Origin of the sequence: Clostridium sp. (assembly GCF_017888565.1) — a bacterium.
Taxonomy (GTDB): Bacteria; Bacillota; Clostridia; order Clostridiales; family Clostridiaceae; genus Clostridium.
This window is the reverse complement of record NZ_JAGHFX010000091.1, coordinates 1-20,130: the sequence shown is the minus strand read 5'-3', so window position 1 is coordinate 20,130 and position 20,130 is coordinate 1. Positions and strand designations below refer to the sequence as shown.

Annotated in this window: 20 protein-coding genes; 1 reads left to right on the top strand and 19 read right to left on the bottom strand. The window is 27.5% G+C overall.

Annotated features, from left to right (window positions below):
* Window positions 1-5: 5 nt before the first annotated feature.
* From J7M87_RS17620 to J7M87_RS17535, 18 genes are all read right to left on the bottom strand, one after another.
* A complete protein-coding gene (locus J7M87_RS17620; protein WP_291653103.1) occupies window positions 6-2,459 on the bottom strand; it encodes a pLS20_p028 family conjugation system transmembrane protein in 2,454 nt (817 codons plus the stop codon).
* A 7-nt stretch (window positions 2,460-2,466) separates the two neighbouring features.
* A complete protein-coding gene (locus J7M87_RS17615) occupies window positions 2,467-4,695 on the bottom strand; it encodes a VirD4-like conjugal transfer protein, CD1115 family (RefSeq protein ID WP_291653101.1) in 2,229 nt (742 codons plus the stop codon).
* A gap of 46 nt (window positions 4,696-4,741) precedes the next feature.
* Window positions 4,742-4,978: a hypothetical protein gene (locus J7M87_RS17610; protein ID WP_186860783.1), complete on the bottom strand. Its 237-nt coding sequence runs from the start codon at window positions 4,976-4,978 to the stop codon at window positions 4,742-4,744.
* An 11-nt stretch (window positions 4,979-4,989) separates the two neighbouring features.
* Complete coding sequence (locus J7M87_RS17605) at window positions 4,990-5,265, bottom strand: hypothetical protein (protein ID WP_291653098.1); 276 nt, start codon at window positions 5,263-5,265, stop codon at window positions 4,990-4,992.
* A 4-nt stretch (window positions 5,266-5,269) separates the two neighbouring features.
* Window positions 5,270-5,440: a hypothetical protein gene (locus J7M87_RS17600; RefSeq protein ID WP_186860781.1), complete on the bottom strand. Its 171-nt coding sequence runs from the start codon at window positions 5,438-5,440 to the stop codon at window positions 5,270-5,272.
* Window positions 5,441-5,575: 135 nt separating this feature from the next.
* A complete protein-coding gene (locus tag J7M87_RS17595) occupies window positions 5,576-5,794 on the bottom strand; it encodes a hypothetical protein (protein WP_291653096.1) in 219 nt (72 codons plus the stop codon).
* Window positions 5,795-5,902: 108 nt separating this feature from the next.
* Window positions 5,903-6,547: a hypothetical protein gene (locus tag J7M87_RS17590; RefSeq protein WP_291653094.1), complete on the bottom strand. Its 645-nt coding sequence runs from the start codon at window positions 6,545-6,547 to the stop codon at window positions 5,903-5,905.
* A gap of 171 nt (window positions 6,548-6,718) precedes the next feature.
* Complete coding sequence (locus J7M87_RS17585) at window positions 6,719-7,555, bottom strand: hypothetical protein (protein WP_291653092.1); 837 nt, start codon at window positions 7,553-7,555, stop codon at window positions 6,719-6,721.
* A gap of 116 nt (window positions 7,556-7,671) precedes the next feature.
* The gene (locus J7M87_RS17580; protein WP_291653090.1) at window positions 7,672-8,046 is read right to left on the bottom strand and encodes a hypothetical protein; all 375 of its coding nucleotides are present in this window, start codon (window positions 8,044-8,046) and stop codon (window positions 7,672-7,674) included.
* Window positions 8,047-8,089: 43 nt separating this feature from the next.
* Window positions 8,090-8,218 carry a hypothetical protein gene (locus tag J7M87_RS17575; RefSeq protein WP_291653087.1) on the bottom strand — a complete coding sequence of 43 codons (129 nt, stop codon included), beginning with the start codon at window positions 8,216-8,218 and terminating at the stop codon, window positions 8,090-8,092.
* Between the two features lie 293 nt (window positions 8,219-8,511).
* Window positions 8,512-8,655 (bottom strand): hypothetical protein, encoded by a 144-nt coding sequence (locus J7M87_RS17570; protein WP_291653086.1) that lies wholly within the window; start codon window positions 8,653-8,655, stop codon window positions 8,512-8,514.
* A gap of 117 nt (window positions 8,656-8,772) precedes the next feature.
* The gene (locus J7M87_RS17565; protein ID WP_291653084.1) at window positions 8,773-9,507 is read right to left on the bottom strand and encodes a class B sortase; all 735 of its coding nucleotides are present in this window, start codon (window positions 9,505-9,507) and stop codon (window positions 8,773-8,775) included.
* 2 nt (window positions 9,508-9,509) lie between these two features.
* Complete coding sequence (locus J7M87_RS17560) at window positions 9,510-10,229, bottom strand: hypothetical protein (RefSeq protein ID WP_291653081.1); 720 nt, start codon at window positions 10,227-10,229, stop codon at window positions 9,510-9,512.
* Window positions 10,210-11,022, bottom strand: coding sequence for a class C sortase (locus J7M87_RS17555; protein ID WP_291653079.1), 813 nt, complete (start codon window positions 11,020-11,022; stop codon window positions 10,210-10,212). Before J7M87_RS17555 ends, J7M87_RS17560 begins: the two co-directional genes overlap by 20 nt.
* 22 nt (window positions 11,023-11,044) lie before the next feature.
* On the bottom strand, window positions 11,045-12,883 hold the full coding sequence (locus J7M87_RS17550) for an isopeptide-forming domain-containing fimbrial protein (protein ID WP_291653077.1): 1,839 nt from the start codon (window positions 12,881-12,883) through the stop codon (window positions 11,045-11,047).
* 4 nt (window positions 12,884-12,887) lie between these two features.
* Complete coding sequence (locus J7M87_RS17545) at window positions 12,888-15,692, bottom strand: SpaA isopeptide-forming pilin-related protein (RefSeq protein WP_291653074.1); 2,805 nt, start codon at window positions 15,690-15,692, stop codon at window positions 12,888-12,890.
* 275 nt (window positions 15,693-15,967) lie between these two features.
* Entirely contained in the window at window positions 15,968-16,792 is an 825-nt protein-coding gene (locus J7M87_RS17540) for a hypothetical protein (protein ID WP_291653071.1), read from the bottom strand.
* 118 nt (window positions 16,793-16,910) lie between these two features.
* Window positions 16,911-17,258 carry a DNA-binding response regulator gene (locus J7M87_RS17535; protein ID WP_291653069.1) on the bottom strand — a complete coding sequence of 116 codons (348 nt, stop codon included), beginning with the start codon at window positions 17,256-17,258 and terminating at the stop codon, window positions 16,911-16,913.
* A 232-nt stretch (window positions 17,259-17,490) separates the two neighbouring features.
* Here J7M87_RS17535 and J7M87_RS17530 point away from each other — a divergent pair, with 232 nt between their 5' ends.
* The gene (locus J7M87_RS17530) at window positions 17,491-18,387 is read left to right on the top strand and encodes a S24 family peptidase (protein WP_291653066.1); all 897 of its coding nucleotides are present in this window, start codon (window positions 17,491-17,493) and stop codon (window positions 18,385-18,387) included.
* Window positions 18,388-18,429: 42 nt separating this feature from the next.
* Here J7M87_RS17530 and J7M87_RS17525 read toward each other — a convergent pair whose 3' ends face one another.
* Entirely contained in the window at window positions 18,430-19,542 is a 1,113-nt protein-coding gene (locus tag J7M87_RS17525) for a replication initiation protein (RefSeq protein WP_291653064.1), read from the bottom strand.
* Between the last annotated feature and the right edge of the window lie 588 nt (window positions 19,543-20,130).

Here is a 20,130-nt window from a genome sequence, read left to right as displayed (position 1 = left end):
CTTATTTAAATTTTATTTTTCTTACGTTTTATATTCCACTTATTAGTTGAGTTTTTTCCTAAGTTATATGATCTATTTAAATCATCAATAAATTTTGATGATTTAACTTTATCTTTTGCATACTCACCAATAGTCCTATTTTCCATTTTTCCAACTAAATTTTCTTCTCTTTTTTTATTATTTGAATTATCCAATTTTGAGTTAGAAGTATTGTCAGTTTCTTTTGGTCTAATATTTTCAAATCCATTTTTAGAATTAATATTATCTGAATTAGTAGAATTTGAATCTTTACTCTTTCCTATTTCTGTATTTAAGGAATCTTTAGGTCTTACACTATCTACATTACTTCTATTAGGATTTATGTCTTTATTATCGCTTATTTCATCATTTAAACCACCTTTAGGTCTTAATCCATCTAAGTTGCCCTTATTAGTGTTTATGCTCTTATTATCGCTCATTTCATCATTTAAGCTACCTTTAGGTCTTACCCCATCTAAGTTACCCTTATTAGGGTTTATGCCCTTATTATCGCTCATTTCATCATTTAAGCTACCTTTAGGTCTTACCCCATCTAAGTTACCCCTATTAGGGTTTATGCCCTTATTATCGCTCATTTCTTCATTTAAACTATCTTTAGGTGTTACACTATCTAAGTTACTCTTATTAGTGTTTATTCCTTTTATTTGTTGCATATCTCCTTCAATATCATTATTATATTTAGGGTTATTAATATCTTTAGGAGTATCTATATTCTTATTAGCAATATCATTATTTGGATTTATATTTTTATTTTTGTTCATTTCTTCTTCAATATTATTGACATTCATATTATTATCTCTATTTCTATTAATATCTTTCATATTCTTTGAATTAATATCATTAGGAATAGCCTTATTATTGTCAGTATCATTATTCGGATTTGAATTTTTAGCTCTATTCATTTCTTCTTCGATACTGTTTAAATCACCATTTTTATTACTATCTTTTAAGCTATCAATATCTTTATTGTCAACAATATTATTTGAATTTCTATTCTTAGATCTATTCATTTCGTCCTCTATGTTACTAATATTATCATTATTAACTTTTTCATTATTTCCTGGTTCTTTTGACTTATTATCAGCAACATTAGGATTCTCATTTTTATTGCTATCTGAATTTTTCATATCTTGTTCTATATCATTGTTACTTACATTATTCTTATCATTATTATTCTTATCTGTATTATCATCATCATTAATAATATTGCTATTCTTATCTTTACCAAACATACCACTCAATGCTCCTGCTCCCATACTTGTACCTAATGCAGTAGCCTTTCCTAAACTCTTAACTCCTTCTGATAATGAGCTTAGACCATTCATAGTTCCCTTACTTAAACCATATCCAGCCATAACTGCTGACCAACCATTCTTTAATCCCGCATCAATTCCTAATATTCTTTCTATGATATTAGGACCATCTATAACAGCTATACTTCCTCCAACAAGTACAATCATTTTTGCTACTCCATTAGCACTTAGTCCAGCATTTCCTAGGCTTGTACCTAACCAAGAACTAAATATAACGTATAATTTTGTCATTATTGCAGTTGAAAATATAACTATAAACATTGAAAATATATGTTTTATTATTTCCTTTAACTTTTTGCCATCTCCAATATCAGCAAAAGCGAAAAGAGTTGCAAGTAACTTATTAAATGCTAATTCAAATATTAATCTTGCTACTTTTAATCCAATGCAAATAAGAGTTATTCCCATAGCTCCTAAAGTAACTATTATAGGTAAAAAATCTATTCCATATCTATAATATTTTTCATCAATTTTAAACCATCCTGTCTCTAAATCTTCAAGCTTTTTATTCCCATTCTTATCAAATTTAATTTTCTTTCCTAAAACAGCTTTATTATTAACTTCATCTAAATCTATAGTTTCATTTTCGGCTACTGTAAGTATTTCACTAGACTTTATATTATTTTTATTATTTAAGTCAAATCCATTAGAATCTAAATAATATAAATCATATATATTGTTTTTAATTAACTCATTTGCTGAACTTGTATATTCACTTGCAACATCATTAACTGCTATACTTGTCATGTTATCTAGCTTTGTCATTAAAGTTGGTAATAATACTAGAATAAGAATAGAAAATAAAATGTTAGATGGCAATTCACCTCTATTCTGCTTTCTATTAAACATTATCTTAAACCCTAATATTCCTATTGATATAGCAAGAATAACCCATACTAACGGTTTATACTTATCTATTAAGGCAGTTACTTCAGGAGAATTAAAGAATCCATTTATATTGTAAATTTTAGTTACAGCCTTCTCTATACTATTAACTAATAACGATAATAACGTTACTATCTTCCACAATACCCATCTAATACAGTTGCTAATTATATCAGCCATTTCAAGGATATTATTCTGCATTAATTTTTCTAATATCTCCAATACTCAATCACCCCACTCTATTACTTTTTAGTCTAAGTTCTCCTTTATCTATATATTTTTTTAAATCCTCTATATCATAGTCATTGTAATATTCATTTAAAATCTCTTTAACTTCTGACCATCTCATATTAAAATCAACTTCTAAAGTAACTTCTTCATCAACAGTCATTTCAATTTTCTTATTTATATCTGAAACTTCATCTATTGTTAGTATTTCATTTACCAAAATATCTTTAAGCTTTTCATTTTTACTAATTTTAGCATCTTCAATCCCTTTTTCTCTTACCATACTTTGTACTAAAGGCTCTTTATTTTTTATATTTCTATATAGCAATAAATCTTCAAGATTTACATCACTATGTAAAGTTTCAACTTTTTCATTTATAAGATTTTTAGTATTATCAAAAAATTCTCCTAAATATTCATACCTATATTTAAGAGTATGATCAGCAGTATTAAATATAGGATATGGTCTAATCTTGTTACCATTTAAATCCCTTCTTTTAGTACCCCTAGCAATAACTATTTCTCCTTCTTCCAAGTGCATTAATTCATCTACTGTTAATATTTTTCTAGCATCTACACTTTCAGTTTGATGTTTTGTCATATCAAAAATTTCTCCACTTCTTGAATAAGTAACAATAGTCTTATCACCTAAAAGTTTTGAAAATTCTTCAGCCGTTTCCACTTCATTAGTGAATATATAAAACTTATTGGAGCAATTACCAAGTATAGTCTTATAATCATCACCATATAATTTTTTTAATTGAGATATTGCTTGAATAACTAAATTGAATCTTATATTTCTTCCTAAACAAACAGTTACTATATTAGCCATACCTTCTATAACTGGCATATTTCCAAATTCATCTAGTAAAAATACTACTTCTCTATCGCATTTTCCACCTGGTCTTAATGAAGCTTCTTTTGATAAAACATAATATAATTGTCTTACAAAAATACTAGATATAACATGATTTGAACAATCATAATCAGGTGTAACCATAAATAACGCTAAAGGTCTATCATCATTGCTGGTAAATCCTATATCTTTTAAATTAATAGAATTTTTTGATGTTAATTTTGCTATTTCATCCATAGTGAATATTTGTAACTCTGACATTGCAGTAGCAAATATTCCTCCCCTAGTTGTACCCTTAGAGAAATTAGATGTTGCATATTGCATTTTAGCAACAGACTTACTATCCAATCCTTCAAAATATTTATCAAGCTCATTTTTTCCAGTTACATCATCTTTAGAACCTAATTCTGATAACATATTTGCTACTGTATAAAGCGTTATTTTTTGTAACTCTCCACTTTTAATACATTCATCACAAACTGCTAAAATTAAAGCATTAACCAAACTCATAGCCGATGTTTGCCAAAATGGATCTTTAACACCTGGTTTATAATACAATGTATAAGTTAATGTCTTAACCAAACTTTGAGCTGTACTATAATCTTTTTGTTTATATGCATCTATTATTAATTGCAAAGGATTATAACTCATTGAGTTCATAGGTTTTAATAAATTTAATATTTCAACTCTATATCCTCTATTTTCTAATATTTCCTTTGATGCACTATAAAGTTCTCCTTTAGGATCGTTTACCACAAGTGATGGCTTTATACCCGCCCTTGAATATAAATCTATAGTTGGAAATATAAACAACTCCCCTTTACCACTTCTAGTAGTACCTATTATCAAGTTATTAGTTGGGCTATCATCTATAAAAATCTTATCTTTATATCTACTTACAATAACCCCTCCACGCCCTTCATATCCTCCATTTAAACGTTCCTTATCACTTTCCACTTCATCTACTGCCCTATATTGTTCTTTTATTTCATCTAAAGTTGCAAATCTACTATTTCCCTTTTGTCCATCTCTTATATCTTTAAATGAAGCTTTTATATTAAACACTAATTTAAATAAAACTACTTCAGTTAGGACATATGCCAATAAATAAAGTAATGGATATGATAAATTAGGCATTAATATATTCCAAATTAAATTAAACCTTTTTTCTAACCCAGTTGCTAATAAAAATAAACCATCAATTGAGTTTGAAATAAGATTCACAAATAAAGTTACTAAAATAAATATTATTATTATTGCTGATGAAAGCATTTTTTTATCAGCAATTCTTCTAATCAACTTCATTTCTTTATTAGCTTCTTTTTCTTCCAATAAACTTTGAAGCTCATTCTTTATATCTTTAATAAATTTCATTTAATCACCCTTTATTCTTAAAGGGGAAGCTTATACTTCCCCTTATTTAAAATGTTATCTTCATCTTTAAGAATGAAGCGATAGCTGAAGCTCCTAGTATAAATATAAGTCCTATTGCTCCACCTATATACCAAGGTTTAGCTTTTCTTAATCCTTCTGCTCCACCAAATATTTGTTGGAAACCACCAACACCGAAAGCTATTGCTGAAGCTGGTATCCCTAAAAGTTGCATCCAACTAATAACTTCATTCCCCATATTTACTAATTGTTGTATAACATCCATTTTTATTCCTCCTACAATCTATCTTTTTTTATTGTTTCTTCTAAATCAATTAAATTTTCATTACAAAACTTATCTAACACTAAAGTGTTATATTCTAATTGCTTTAGCATTTTTTCAAATAATATGTTGTACTGACTATCATGTTCTTTTATCTTATCTAGTAATAGAAATTCCCTTTCTAAATATACTTTTAGAAACTCATTTCTACTTTTATATCCTAGATTTTTTGCCTTTTCATCAATACTTGAAACTGCTGCTTTTGAAAGTCCTCGTATTTTAATTTCCAATGAACTAATCACTCATTTCTTTTCTTAAATTTAAGCTTTCCTTTAATAGCTTTGAGTTTGCAAAGATAACCTTTGTGTGCTGTTCATTTAGCCATTCTTCATATGTTTTTCCAGTAACCTCGATTATGGATACCGCTATTTCTTTTATGTCCTTATCAAGCTTTTCTCCAGCCATAAACACCACCTCCTTTCAATAAAAAAAGAACTTCTTGGCTATTGCCTTTCAGAAGCTCTTTTACTTTAAAATATTTATATTAAAAAGGTGTCCTTCGGGAACACCTTTTATTTCTGCTTATATTTGCATTTCAAATTAATTAAGTTGATTTTTAATTTTTTCTTTACTTTCCAAACAATTGATGATAATAAGGATTATTTGGAATATAACCATAACTAAGTAATAAACTATTTCATTAATATAATTTGATTCAGCCCCTTCAGCTCGTGGCGTTATAAAGGTTACTACACTAATAAGCTTTATAATTTCAATAATTATAATAGCAATAAACCAAACATTCTTTTTAATATTCATCACTTACCCTCATTTCATAATTTTTCTTCATTCATTAATGCGTAATAAATTCAAAAACCTTCATTAAAGCCATAATGTTTATATACAATATTTATGAAAACACACATTCTATTCTATATTGGGATTAAAACCAGTAATAATGCTATTCTTAGGAATATATATTGTTGTTTCTTTACTTTTTTGAGGAAATCCCATTACCCACTCATCATTAAAGTCTAATTTTAAAAAATTTGCTAAAGCTCCATTTGAACTATTTCCTATTTCAGATGTTTTAATTTCTTTATGTACAATCTTTGGTGTCCCATCATATTCAATCAGCTCAATATCTTTTGCTAAAGCTTTTTCTAGTTTATATTTATTATCAGTTTTTGTATAAAAATAATAATACTCTTCATCATCAATATCTCCACTTATACCACCAATACCAACGAAAAAACTACCATTTATATCTCCATTAACACTACTTTTTATGTTTAAACTAACTATTTCTTTTTCGGTTTCAGAAATAACTTCTGATTTAATATGACTTTCTCTATGACAACTTATGAATGCACTTAAAAATATTATTATTGTTAAAACTGCACTTAAAATAAAATTAATAAATAATACCAACCATACATCCCACTCTTTTCTTAGCATTTCTATTGTTTTTTTACCTGGTTCTCTTACCATAAAAATAACTATTCCTAAAGTAAAAGGAATAGAAATTATAAACGAATATATAAATGACTTAAAAATATTCAATATTAGCATAACAAAAATTTAACTCCTATATTTATAATTTTCAATCTATATAACTAACAATCTAATCAAATTTATAAATTGGGGGATTACTCCCCCTAGACTAACAAAGATCCTTTTGTAAATTTGCACCTTCCTGGTACTGCTTGTAATCCCTTTTACAAAGTCCTTGCTTTTAACATTTTAATTTCCTTTTACTTTCAATTCTTTGTTAATAATTTTTATATTAACTCCATCTAATCTATTTAATAATTCTTTTTCCTTATCTAACTCATTAGCTTTTATCTTCTTATTCCAAGACTTATTACCTATTCCATAACCGTTATAAATATATCCATTTTCTTTTAATATATCTCTATAATTATACGAATTTAAAACTACTATATAATAAATAGCTTCAATTTCTAAATCTTTGCTATCTATTACTTTTATATTTTCTTCATGTATTATGTTCTTTAATAAATTCATTTCTTCTTGAAGATTATCAACTTCTATCTCCTTAAACCATAACTGCTCTAATTTAGAATATTTATAATCTCTATTTTTCAAATACTCTTTTATTGAAAAACTATTGCTTACTTTTATAATTTTCATACCTTTTTTATATTCAGCTTCTTCTATATTCCAATTTTCAATATTCCCAAAGTATTTTTCCAATCTATCTTTATCTGCTGAATCTGTTTCTGTAATAATATCATTTTTAGATATTATTTTTAATTCTAAAGCTCCTATTATAAGATTATAAAATTCCTCATAAAATATTTTTGTATGATCACTCTTTTCTCTATTACAATAATCAATATGGTGTGCTACTTCATGCAATATAGTTGTAATTATATGATTATAAGGTCTTGATAAATTAAATACTTCTATTAATTTCTTATTACAAAAATATCTACCATGAATACTTTTCATCTCTTTAGGAATTATCTTTATATAAAATTTTTTATATTCATCCTTATTCTCCTTATAAAGATAGTCTATAATATCGCATACACTTCTGTATATTTTATATTCCATAAATCATCCCTCCCTTATAAAAAGTGTTCCCTGGGAACTCTTTAAGTGGCTACCGCATTCCACATTAACTTACTCGCTTTGCTCCGTTACTTAATATTCCATTTGGTCTTATATATTTACATTAGCCCATTTAATACAGATAATGTCCCTTCATTTTCTAAGAATTGTAAAATTACATTGTATATCAGCACATTAACAGATGAACATTCTCTTATATATTCTTTAACATATATTTCATAAAGCTTAATATTTTCTTCTTCTAAAAGTTTTACTGTTACTCTACTTACTTTAGGCTCATCCTTAATTCTTCCATATATTAATTTAGATTTATCTAAAACTGGATTTTCCAACCAATCTTTTACAATAAATGTTGCTACTTGTGCTGGTTTTATTCTATATCTATGTAGTCCTTTGCTTACTATATATCTTTCTAAATCGATTAATGTTTCCCTAGTTAATCTTACTCCTATTGAAATTGTATTACTCTCCATTTCGTACCTCCATAACAAAAGATGTCCCCAGGGAACATCTTTTTTAATTATCTATAACTTTTTCTCTTTCTATCATTTCTTTTCTAGTTACTTCAATTATCCACAATACATAAATAAATATTGTAACTAATAAACTCATTAAAACTAATAAAAAAATAATAATTCCTCTCATAACAATATCATTCCTTCAAAAAATATGTCCTTCGGGAACACTTTTTTAAATCTTTTTCTCTGATCTCGCACCTACAATAACACAAGAAACACATGCGAATCCACCTACTAACCCTACTATTACTATTGCACTCATAAACATCATAATTCTCACCCATTTCTTTTAATAATTTATAACTTTTAAATTTAATATCTACTTTTTCCTTTAAGATTTATTTTATTAATAAACTTTTCTCCCTCTTTCTTTTTCTTATCTATATAATTATTTATCCAATCTAGCATATTTCTTTGCATTTATACCTCCCTAATTTTTTTACTTACTTTATGTTGAATACAAATACTATCTTTGAAAACTTTTAACACTAACCAATTATCAGGATTTAACTTATTTTCTTTTATAATAATTTTTTGTTTCCTAGTTGGATTTTTCCCTTTCACATATGCTCCCTCCTTTAAAATTATCTTTTATAAACTAACTAAAATAAGTATCGAAATATTTGCTTTAGTTAATTTACTTAATAATTAAAAGGTGTCCCCAAGGAACACCTTTTTTATTTATCTTATTTTTTCTTCTACAACTATTCCATTAACAAGTAATCTATCGGGAGTACCTTCTCCACCGTAGCAAGTTATTAGATTAAAAACTTGTGTAGTTGAATATTCAATAATATTCTTTTCTAAGTTATTATTACTATACTTATTTCTATTAACTAATTCTGAAAGTAAATCTATATATTCTACAGTACCAAGTTCATATTGACCACTAAACACATCATCACTTTCATTAGCAATAAAGATTGAAAATATATCACATTTCATAGCTTTTCTTTCTGTATATAAGTAAATATATCTATGTTCTTCTAAAAAATCTGAAGATAAGTATTTTCTAAGTTCACCAAACATTTGACTACTAGCCATGTTATGCCCGAATATAAATGTATTCCCCTTTGTAAAGTTTGTACCATTAAAGCCAAATAAAGAGCCTAGGGGGGTATACTCTTTATTTATATTTTTATACAAATACTCTTCATCACTTTCGCCTACTAATATTGGATAATCAACTTTTGTTCCAGGAATGTATATCCATGCTACTACATCCTTATTTATAGATTTTAATTTTTGAAAATCTATAATTCTATTTAATGGATCTTCCTCATTTTCGCTAGTTGCCAACTCTCGAATACTATCATTATTTACTTTATTAGATAGTCTATATTTCCAATCTGTAAAGCCTTTAAATAGAAATATTATAGAAATTACTAATAAAACACTTGCTACTATCTTTTTCAAAGTTACTCCTTCTTTCTTGCATTAAAAAATAAAGTTGCACTACCTATTAAACCTATGCTTCCTAAAGCTAGATAAATTGAATTTCCATCATATGCTGTAGCTGGAACTTTAGGCTTTTCTTTTTTCACTATTTCAGTATGTTTAGGTATTACTTGTATATCATAAGACATAGATTTATCTTTTTCATTCCATGAAGGAATCGAAACTATAAAAGGAGTTATATTATCGTAATTTGCTATATTCTTAGCATATACTAAATATACCCCCACATCTAAATCATCTATATTACATTCACCATTAGCATTGGTTTTCATTAGATTATCTGTTTTTGCTACCTTCTTAAATAACTCGGCTGCTAATTCTAAATCATTAGCAGTTTTTATATTATTTAAATCAACTTCAACGCTTTTATAATCTTCTTTTACTTTATAAAGTCCATCTTCAATATCTGCTATCTTAGATATTGAAAATTCAACTCCTTCTTTACTTTGATTATTTTTCGCATCTGCTAATTTTATTGTTATACTTCCCTTATTCAATAAAGAGCTTTCAGAATTTAGCATTTCATCCAGTACATCGCTTGGTGGAATTACTACACTTCCATCTCCTTTGTCAATGACTACTGAATCACCAATTATCGCCCTTGGTGAAGCCATAACGCTAATTGGTATGCTTAATAATATTAATGTTGATACCAAGACTTTAAGCTTTTTTCCTAGCACTCTTAATCCTCCTTCCAAGAATTATTGTTAAAAATACAAAAGGAATTGCTAAAAATACAACTTCTCTAATAGACATATTTTTACTTTCTATATTTTCATATATAGCTGGTTCATATTCAGTTCTTTCACCAGTTACAACAAGTCTATGAGTATTTAACCCATACGGAGTACAAGTTATAAGAGAAACTAAATCTTTTCCTTCTTCAATTTCTAATCCTGCAACATCTTCAGGATCTATTACTTGTATATCATTAACTTTATAAGCTAATGTTTCATTTAATACTCTTATAAAAAATAAATCACCTTCTACTAATTCATCTAGTCTTGTAAATAACTTAGCACTAGGCAGTCCCCTATGAGCTGTTAATATACTCTTTGTATTAATTCCACCTATAGGTAAACTTGTTCCGTTAAGATGCCCTACACCAACAGACAACACTTCATCACTAGTCCCATGATAAATAGGTAAGTTGACATTAATACTAGGTATTTCTATACTTCCCATTATTCCATTACCTATATTTAATATTTCATTATAACTTTCTTCACTTAAAACACTAATTTTATCGCTACTTACTGAAGTAAGCGAGTTAAATAAAACTTCATTATACTCATTAGCCTTTGTTAATGTATCTTCAATAGAAGCAGTTGATGAATTTTCTATCATCTGTTGATAGGTAGCAACAGTTCCTTTTTGAGCCTGTTGCTGAACTATCCCACTAACTAAAGGGTAAGAACATAATATTAATCCTAATAAAAAACTTAATTTTTTTAATATATTATTCTTTCCCATAACAATTTTACCTATCTATATATTAGTTTTTCTTTCTTCTAATTGAGTAAGTCATAATTCCAGTTCCTAAGCTAACCATTAATAAAGTCATTGGTGAACCAGTTATAGGTAGCTTAGTTCCAACTTTATTCACTACTGTTAAGTTCATTGAACCTTCATTTAAATCCGTAGTTAAATTTAAATCTTCAGTATTAAATATTCCAGAATAGAATGACTTAATCTTAGCAGTTGCTTCTAAAGTCTTTAATGTTTTGTCAGTAGCTCCATCACCCTTAATATAGTTATTTCTATCAGTTGTATAAGTTGGCACTACATTAATTTCTATTGGATCTAATAATGGTCTATATCCATCAGGTGCATCTGTTTCTTTAAGCCAATATGTTCCTTGATCTAATCCAATTATGTTAAATACACCATCTGCATTTGAAACCATTTCTACAGCATCTTGAGGTTTAGTACCACCGGTATGGTCAGTTCCACCAATGCTATCTCTATTTATTACTATATATCCATCAGGAGATTTTTTTACATATACTTCATTTTTACAATCTTTATCAGAGTATAATCTAAATTTAGCTCCTTCAAGCTCTAAGTTATGGTCATTAACTTTTAACCCATTTATCTTAAATGTGAAGCATACTACAGTATCCCAAGGAGTTTCTCCAGTTGAGCCATTTCCATCTCCATCAGGATTATTTGAAAACTCTAACTTAACATCATTTTCAAATCCTGGTCTACCAGTATCGTTAGCAGCATTATCGTTTAAAGTTGCATCAAATCTTAAAACAACATTTTGTCCATATTCATTTTCATCTAAAGCATTTTTATTATTAAATTCTCTATCTACTATAGCTTTTAAATCTAATATTTCTACTTTAAATGTTTCTCCGTTTCCTGGATTCTCAACTATATTAAATTCACTTGGATTTAATGTATAGTGCTTATTTTTTCCTTCAATAACGATTGATACTGTATCTTTCTTAAATGTTAAAGCTTCATCCATCTTGTCATGCCAAGCATAGTAATAAGTATCATATCCATTCATATTAGGTACATTGGATTCAAACTTATAAGGAACTGTTTGACCTATTTCATAATCCCCTATATCATTCCAACCATTATTACCTATACCGTCTTTATTATCATCTTCTTGTATCTTCTTAGTTACGGAAGGATAATCAGATTTTATTTGAACATCTGCATTTGGATTAGCAGTATTAACCATACAAAGTGAACTTGCTGAATGAGTATCTCCTACAGCAGTTACTTCATCAACAACATAATAACCATAGTCTAATCCTGAAATAACTATGCTATTATCAGCTTTAGTTTCACTAACATTAACAACATCACCTTTAATGTTTAATTTCTTAATTTCATCTCTTAATTCTTCTACAAAGTATCTGAAATCACTATATCTACCTTCTAAAGTTTGATCTGCATTAGCACCTTCAACCTTATTAGTATTTAAAGATTGAATATAATCAATTATTTCATATTCAGTTACTTGAGCTGCTGCTTTATTTAATTTCTTACCTACTACATTTTGTAATGGAGTTTTATAAGTAGGATTTATTGTATAATTAATTGATTCTAATTTAGCTGAATTTTCAGCATCAAATAGCTTGTACACATTAAATTTTTTCCCTACTAAAGTTTGTCCCATATTTCCTGAAATAGTTATTTGTGCACTTCCTCGTCCTAAATTTGCTACTCCACCAGGAGTTCCTACTTCAGCCTTTACATCTACTATACTTTGTGTATTTTCATCAGCAAAAGCATTTATTGAACTCATTTGACCCATTATTATTCCAGCCAATAATACTGAACTAAATATTTTTCTTGTTTTCTTGCTTATCATTACCCTATTCCCCTTTATCTCCTTTTATTTTCTTTTTGCTTGAAAAAACTGAATAAGACATTAATCCTACTCCAACTAATAATATAGGTATCATTAACCATGAACCCGTTTTAGGTAACTTCATACCTATTATATTTACAACCTTCATATTGACTTCTCTATCATCTTTAGTTCCAGCTAAATATACATCTTTACTTGAATCAGTATCGTTTGATGTGTATTTAACTCCATCTATATAATAATTAAATACATTATTAACTGGTGTTGATTCTGCATATATTTCATAAACATGAACTCTTCCAAAAATATCTACTGGTATTCTATAACCTTCAGGAGCTTTTGTTTCTTTCATATAATATCTTGTTCCTGGTCTTAAATTTTTAAATTTAAGATTACCATTTCCATCACTTACTTGAGTTTCTATAGCATTATTACAAGCACTATCTGAATATAAAGTGAACTCTGCCCCTTCAAGAATTGCTCCTTTATCATTAACTTTTGTTAATCTTATACTAAATGGCTTAACATCATCATTTACAGTTAAAATTCCATCACCTTCAAAAGTTGAATAACTCATACCCATACTTGTAGTATTAGAAATAACTTTTATAGTGTTATCTGACTTAACCTCAAATACAAATTCATTTCTATTTACTTCATAGCCTTCAGGAGCTTCAATTTCAACTATTTTATGAGTTCCTTGAGTTAAACCTCTAATGATTAATTCCCCATTTGATCCCGTTTTTAATTCTTCTATACTACCATCAGGCTTAGTATGTCTAAATTTAGCATTAGGTATTAAAGTTGAAGTTCCACTTTGAACCTTTTTTATAACAAAATTTAAAGAATCTTCTTTTATAATAGGCTCATTATAAGTATTAACATTATCAGCATCACCATTAGGAGTTATTCTAACTACAAATACTTCTTTGTTTATCTTGTACCCTACTGTAGCTTTTGTTTCTTGAATTGTTACAGTACCTAAAGGTAACATAGGATCAGGGTTACCTGGAATATAATATAATGGATCTCCCGATACCTTATAAGACTCATTTAATTCTGAATATCCATATTCATCTGTTTTCATAACCCAAGTTCTTGTAGGCGATTTACCTAAATCAGCTGGATTAACTCCATCAGCATATTCTCCCGAATAGAATTTAAAAGTAAATTGAGCATCAGTAAGACTTCCAGTTCCTTGAGGTTTATTAGCCCCAGTATCCTTATCTACTTTTCTAAGTAAAATACCAACGGGGTCAGCTTGAGGTTTATCTTTAAATGTCTTAGTCGTTTTACTACCAGCATTTATTGTAACCGGATAAATAGTTTTATCTAAAGAATATCCCTTTGGAGCCTTAGTTTCTTTGATATAATAAGGTCCTGCATCTAAATCAACTACTTGTGAGTAGTTATTACTACCAATTACAAGAGTAGCAACCTTCCCAGTAGCATTAGAATTTCTATATACTCCATACTCAGCACCAACCAATGAATAATAACTGTTTCCATTTGTTATTGATGGATCTGCTGATTCTTTAGAAATTTGTAAGCTACCTTTTTGTTCAAATTCCCAATATGCTAAATCTTGAGTAGCTCCACCATTAGTAGTTACTATATATGCCTTGAAGCCACTTGGTGGTGTTGCTAGTCCACTAACATAATTGTAAAAGTCATTTCCTAAACTATATGATGCATGACCATTAGCTTTTGAAGCTGCTTGAGTAGTTGCAATCATAAGTAAATTTTGATTACTAGACCACGAACTTGATATACTACTAGTTCCAGGACCATTGTACCCATAATAAAGAATTTTTCTTAACATCTCATTATTTGCTAATCTTTTATTGGTAGCAATAGTTCCACTAGATGGATCTTTCATTTCAAACATTACACAAAAAGCTTGTTTTCCATTAATAGATAATAATGGAGCTGTATGTGCATATCCATTATAGTATTCTGTTATTGCTCCTCTATTTCCAACTACTAATGTTTCCCTTGTATTAAAAAGAGAAAATCTATTACTAATTAAATCTTTCTTAAAAAGTCTGCTTTCAACTAAACTTTGTCTAATAATAAATTCATCATTACTATTGTTTTCAGTTAAAAATTCCTTTATTTCATCATTAGTTAATGAGTTTAATAGTATAAGTACACCTTTATCCATTAAATCAGCACTAGATTTATTAGAAAGATATTCTTCAGTTAAAAAGAAGTTTTCATCAACCTGATCTAATAAGTTTTTCTCAGTTGCTAACTTCTTTCTAGCTTCTATTAAATTTGCTTCCATCTTAATTCCATCATTATATTTATTTATAATAATTTCCTCTGTAAGTTCTTTTTCAATATCATTAGAAATTTCCGATTTATTATTATCTTCTTTTTCTTCTTTTACTTCATCTTTAGTTTCTTCTTTAATTTCATTATTAACTTCTTCTTTAGTTTCTTTTTCAAAGTTTACATCAATAAAAGTACCCTCAGATTTTGTACTAACATCATATATTCTACTGTTTCCACTTTCTCCAGCTTGAGAATCAACCCCACTTACAGAAGCTATTAAATAGCCATCATTAGGAGTTACTGTTAATTTCAAATCACTATTTACAGTTGCATTAGCTCTTAATACATCCTTATCTTCTAAAGAATATTTTGAATAGCCATCATCAACAATAACAGTACCTTTACCATTAACTTTGATTTCTAACTTAGCAACTTCTTCTACAGTTTGTGCTTGTGCTTTTATATCACTACCCATTCCTATAAAGATGCAACTAGTTAGAACTAAACTTAAAATTCTTTTAAGTTTTCTCAAAAAACTTCCCTCCTTAACATTTTATTGTAGTTAAAAATTCACAATTATTTTTTATCCCCCCTATCAATCATTTAAATTATGCAATTAAAAAACCCCAACTATCTTTAATAGTTGAAGTTCTTTATGTTACATAATTTTTGTATTAAAAAAACACCTAAATTAATAGGTGTTTTCAAATTAACTAATAATAAATCCACTAAAAATAAAGTTCTATAAAAAATAAGCTCCCTCATACGAAGTATCTATAATTTAAATACTATTAAAATATTTGTAAACTATTTAGTTGCCCCACAAGAACATTTATAACCTGTAGTAACTGTTTCATCCCAAGCTGCTTTATCAACAACCCATTTATTTTCATATACAGCATCGTGAGTTATTTTATTAGTTCCTACTTGAACTTCTATATACTCTACATGATAACCGCCTTTTTCTCCATTTAACACATGATTTCTATTGTGTTCTGTAGTATTACCAGTTATATCAGCACCACAACCATTGCAAATACTCCTTGCTTGTTCTTCATAAATTGGAACTTCTTCTGTCCATGCTTCACTAACTAAAATATTCTCGTAGTGTCCTTGTTCTTCATGATGTATTGTACTAGTAATTGGATTCCAGTTATGAGTGTGTTTATTCGAATCACTTGTGTTATTATCATTAGGCTTATTTTGAACTGTACCATTATTATTGTTGTTATTTATACTATTATTTTCAGTTGAATCATTTTTACTGCTTGTACTATTTGAATCCGAACTTGATGTACCTGAAGCAACTTCTTCAGTTGAGCTGCTATTATTATCATCAGCTACTTTCTTTTCTGCTTCTGCAATTTTATTTTTTAAATCCTTTTTTTCTTCATCTGATAGATTAGATGTATCTGTCTTTTTTAATTCTTCTAATTTCTCCTTTGCATCCTTATTATCTTTATTAACATCTTTCTTATTGTCTTTCTCTATAGCAATATTTTTATTTTCTACATTCTTATTATTTAATAGCATTGTTCCAGCTAATGTTAATACTAAAACTCCTGCTACTGTTCCAGCTATTATTTGTACTTTCCTATTTTTTAACATTTCCTTGATTTTTTCAAAATTCATAAGTTAATTCCTCCTCATAAATTTGTGTCCGTTGAGGACACTTTTCTCCCTATTTTATATTAATTATCTACCATATTTAATTTATTTATCTTACGTCCTTAACAACATTATAACAAGTTTATTGTAATTTAGTAATTCTTGTAGGTGTATCGAATGTAACTACTGGAGCCACATTTTTGTCTATTATCAAGTCTCCATTTTTTGCTTGTTTATAAATAGATCTATTACCTTTAAAGAAATTTATATTTGAAATTTCTTGCGAACACTCCCACCTAGTTTTTCTCAAAACCTCTTTTGTTCTTTCTCTTTCAAATTCATGTTTTTCTTTTAACTCTTTTAAATTTCTTTGTATGTATTTCCTAATGGCATCAACACTCTTTCCAATTCTTCGAGAAATTTCCTTAGCATCTACTCCATTTGAATATAACTTTTCAATAATAATTTTATCTCTCAAATCCAATACCAAAATGAACACCCCTTATTTAGATATAGTTGTCCCAACCCATTTGGTTGGACAAATTTAATTTTATACTTACATTTTTTTGTCTTATTTATTTTAATAATATCAATATCAAATAATTTTGTCAATATGAAAAGTTTTATTATTGTATTATTTTTTATTATTATTTTCATATTGAATTTTTTCTGTATTTTTCGCTATTTTACTATTATGCTATTGATAGAAAGGGGTAATTTTTTTGAAAAAGAATTATTTTTGTGAAAATCTAAGATATATAAGAAGTTCTTTAAATATCAGCCAAAAAGAAATAGCAAATTATTTAAAATTAAATCCTAGTTCCTATTCTAACTATGAAAATGGTCGCCGAGAGCCTGGTATAGATGCTTTAATAAAAATTTCTGATTTTCTTAATGTTGAAATAGATAAGCTTTTAACTGAAAATCTTAGTAATGATACTAAATTTTTAAGAGATATTCAAAATAAACTTTTAAACGATATTGATTATAATGAAAAAGTTGAATATATTAATTCAGATTTGCATAAAAATCTCTTATTAGAATTGGAGAAAAAGAAAAAGAGATACTTATCTCTCCTTAATAATGAAATACCTAAAAAAATTAAAGAAATTGATAGCTTAATTAAGCATATAAATCTTTACAATAATCAAGATGTAGAAATTAGTGATGAAATTTCACCTAATATTATTAAGTTTAAATCCAAAGAAACAAAGAATGAATATAGATCAATAGACCTTATAGGAAAAGTATCTGCTGGTAATCCTTGTTATGCTTATGAAGAAATACTAGATAGTTTTAATATTCCTTCTAAACTGCTATGCCCTTCTAAAGAGTACTTTATTCTTAAAGTAAAAGGAGATAGTATGAATAAATTATATTCTCCTGGTGAGTTAATCTTAATAGAAAGTACCACTTTAGTTAATAATGATGATATTATTATTGCCATAATTAATGAGGAAGCAACTTGTAAAAAAGTTCATTTTTACCCTAATGAAATTGCCTTAATTCCTCAAAGTAGTAACCCATTACATAAAGTTCAAACATATAACCCTATTGATGTTCATATATCTGGTAAAGTTCTTGGTAAACTTTCTGATTATATAAAAAAAAATGAGTAATAATTTGTATATTACTCATTTTTTTATCAATTTTATAATATATTAATTCGAATAAATCTCCATATTATCTATAAAATCTTGATTGCAATTATCTTCTAACAATCTTTTTTCATGTACTTTAAATAATTCTTCAGCTAATAAAATATAAAAACTTATTCCTTTTGCATCAATAACAGTATTGCAATTTTTATCTTTCCTAATGAACTTCAAGTATGCTTCTTTAAGTATATTTTTACCTAATCCATGCTTAATTTCTCCATACATAGCTTCTAAAGTATTGTAAGTTCTTTTATCTGCTACCATAATTCCATTAACCCATTCTATAGGCTCTTGAGGCTGTAATAGAGTTTGTGGAGATATTATCTCTAAAGATTTTTTATCCCCTTGTACCTGTCTAGGCTCTAAGTCATTTACTATAAATATAATACTGTTTATACTACGTCCTTTTTTAACCTCTTTAAAGTCCTCAATAATCATAGATCCAGTTTTATTAATTTCATCTATAGCTTGTATAATCACCCTAGCTTTAAAGTTTTTATAAGCTTTATATTTATCACCTATTTTAAAATATTCTCTAAGTTCATCTATAGTAAATTCTATCTCTTTCTTTTTAGTACCAGTCCAACTCCTTAATAATACATATAAAGCCTGAGCGTATTGACCCGTTAATCTGAATAATGTAGCTAGATTTATAGGTGTATAACCTACATTAACATTATAAAATAGGTATTTATAAAGTTTAGCATCTAAATTAACCGTATAACCATTATCGTCCTCGTCTACTGCTCCAATAAGCTGTACCATTGTACTACTTTTTTCACCTGTAGTAAATTTAAATATAGCTGTCTGTAAAGCGTTAAATCTTTTATCTATTTCCTCTTTAGTTCTATCATTTTTTCTTTGTAGTATATTTGCTAATTCCTCTCTTGAAATTCTACAACTTAAATTACCCATTGTATCTAGCTTGTTTAATATTTCTTCTTGTTCCTGAGTTAGTGGCTCACCCTTTTTAGTTTTTATAATAAGCTCTTTATTATCTCTTTGTATATTGTTAAGGATATTATAGTATATCTTATTAATTTGAGCATCTATTTCTATCCTACCTTTAGCTATATTATTTGGTGTATTTACTAATTTTAAATCTTTTTCCCCCATTTACTTAACTCCTTAAAATAATAATTATACTTATTATTTTAAGTCTTATCTTTTACACTTTCAACTACTTTTTTTGTTTTATGTAGCTTTTGACTGCATTATCATTTTTTTGTAGCTTAAATGTATTGTTTGGCTTTATTACTCTTTTTAATAGTATCAATCTGTAGCCTTTAAGTATCAATCTGTAGCTTTTAATGGTATCAATCTGTAGCCCTTAAGTATCAATCTGTAGCTTTTAAGTATCAATCTGTAGCTTTTACATAACATAAACTTAGTAAAATAGCTACTTTATGGCTTACCTAAATACTATTAAATACTATTAAATACTATATACCTAAATACTGGAGGTAAAGGTAAAAATGTACCTTCACCTCCAGTATATATATATTATGTATCAATTTGATGTGGTATTGAAATCTCTATCTTTTCATAAAATCAATTAATGCAATTGCTATAGAATCTTTTTGAGATAATTTATTATCTTTACAGTATTGAGCAAATCTATCTAATACATTCTTATAGGTTCTTACTGATCTAGTTACAATTTCTCCATCTAACACTACATCCGTAGTACACAATTTATAGTTT

Excerpts from the sequence above, each read along its gene's own strand:
- J7M87_RS17615 (WP_291653101.1), bottom strand. The coding sequence starts at position 4,695 with ATGAAATTTATTAAAGATATAAAGAATGAGCTTCAAAGTTTATTGGAA.
- J7M87_RS17610 (WP_186860783.1), bottom strand. The coding sequence starts at position 4,978 with ATGGATGTTATACAACAATTAGTAAATATGGGGAATGAAGTTATTAGT.
- J7M87_RS17600 (WP_186860781.1), bottom strand. The coding sequence starts at position 5,440 with ATGGCTGGAGAAAAGCTTGATAAGGACATAAAAGAAATAGCGGTATCC.
- J7M87_RS17595 (WP_291653096.1), bottom strand. The coding sequence starts at position 5,794 with ATGAATATTAAAAAGAATGTTTGGTTTATTGCTATTATAATTATTGAA.
- J7M87_RS17590 (WP_291653094.1), bottom strand. The coding sequence starts at position 6,547 with ATGCTAATATTGAATATTTTTAAGTCATTTATATATTCGTTTATAATT.
- J7M87_RS17585 (WP_291653092.1), bottom strand. The coding sequence starts at position 7,555 with ATGGAATATAAAATATACAGAAGTGTATGCGATATTATAGACTATCTT.
- J7M87_RS17580 (WP_291653090.1), bottom strand. The coding sequence starts at position 8,046 with ATGGAGAGTAATACAATTTCAATAGGAGTAAGATTAACTAGGGAAACA.
- J7M87_RS17575 (WP_291653087.1), bottom strand. The coding sequence starts at position 8,218 with ATGAGAGGAATTATTATTTTTTTATTAGTTTTAATGAGTTTATTAGTT.
- J7M87_RS17555 (WP_291653079.1), bottom strand. The coding sequence starts at position 11,022 with ATGGGAAAGAATAATATATTAAAAAAATTAAGTTTTTTATTAGGATTA.
- J7M87_RS17550 (WP_291653077.1), bottom strand. The coding sequence starts at position 12,883 with ATGATAAGCAAGAAAACAAGAAAAATATTTAGTTCAGTATTATTGGCT.
- J7M87_RS17540 (WP_291653071.1), bottom strand. The coding sequence starts at position 16,792 with ATGAATTTTGAAAAAATCAAGGAAATGTTAAAAAATAGGAAAGTACAA.
- J7M87_RS17525 (WP_291653064.1), bottom strand. The coding sequence starts at position 19,542 with ATGGGGGAAAAAGATTTAAAATTAGTAAATACACCAAATAATATAGCT.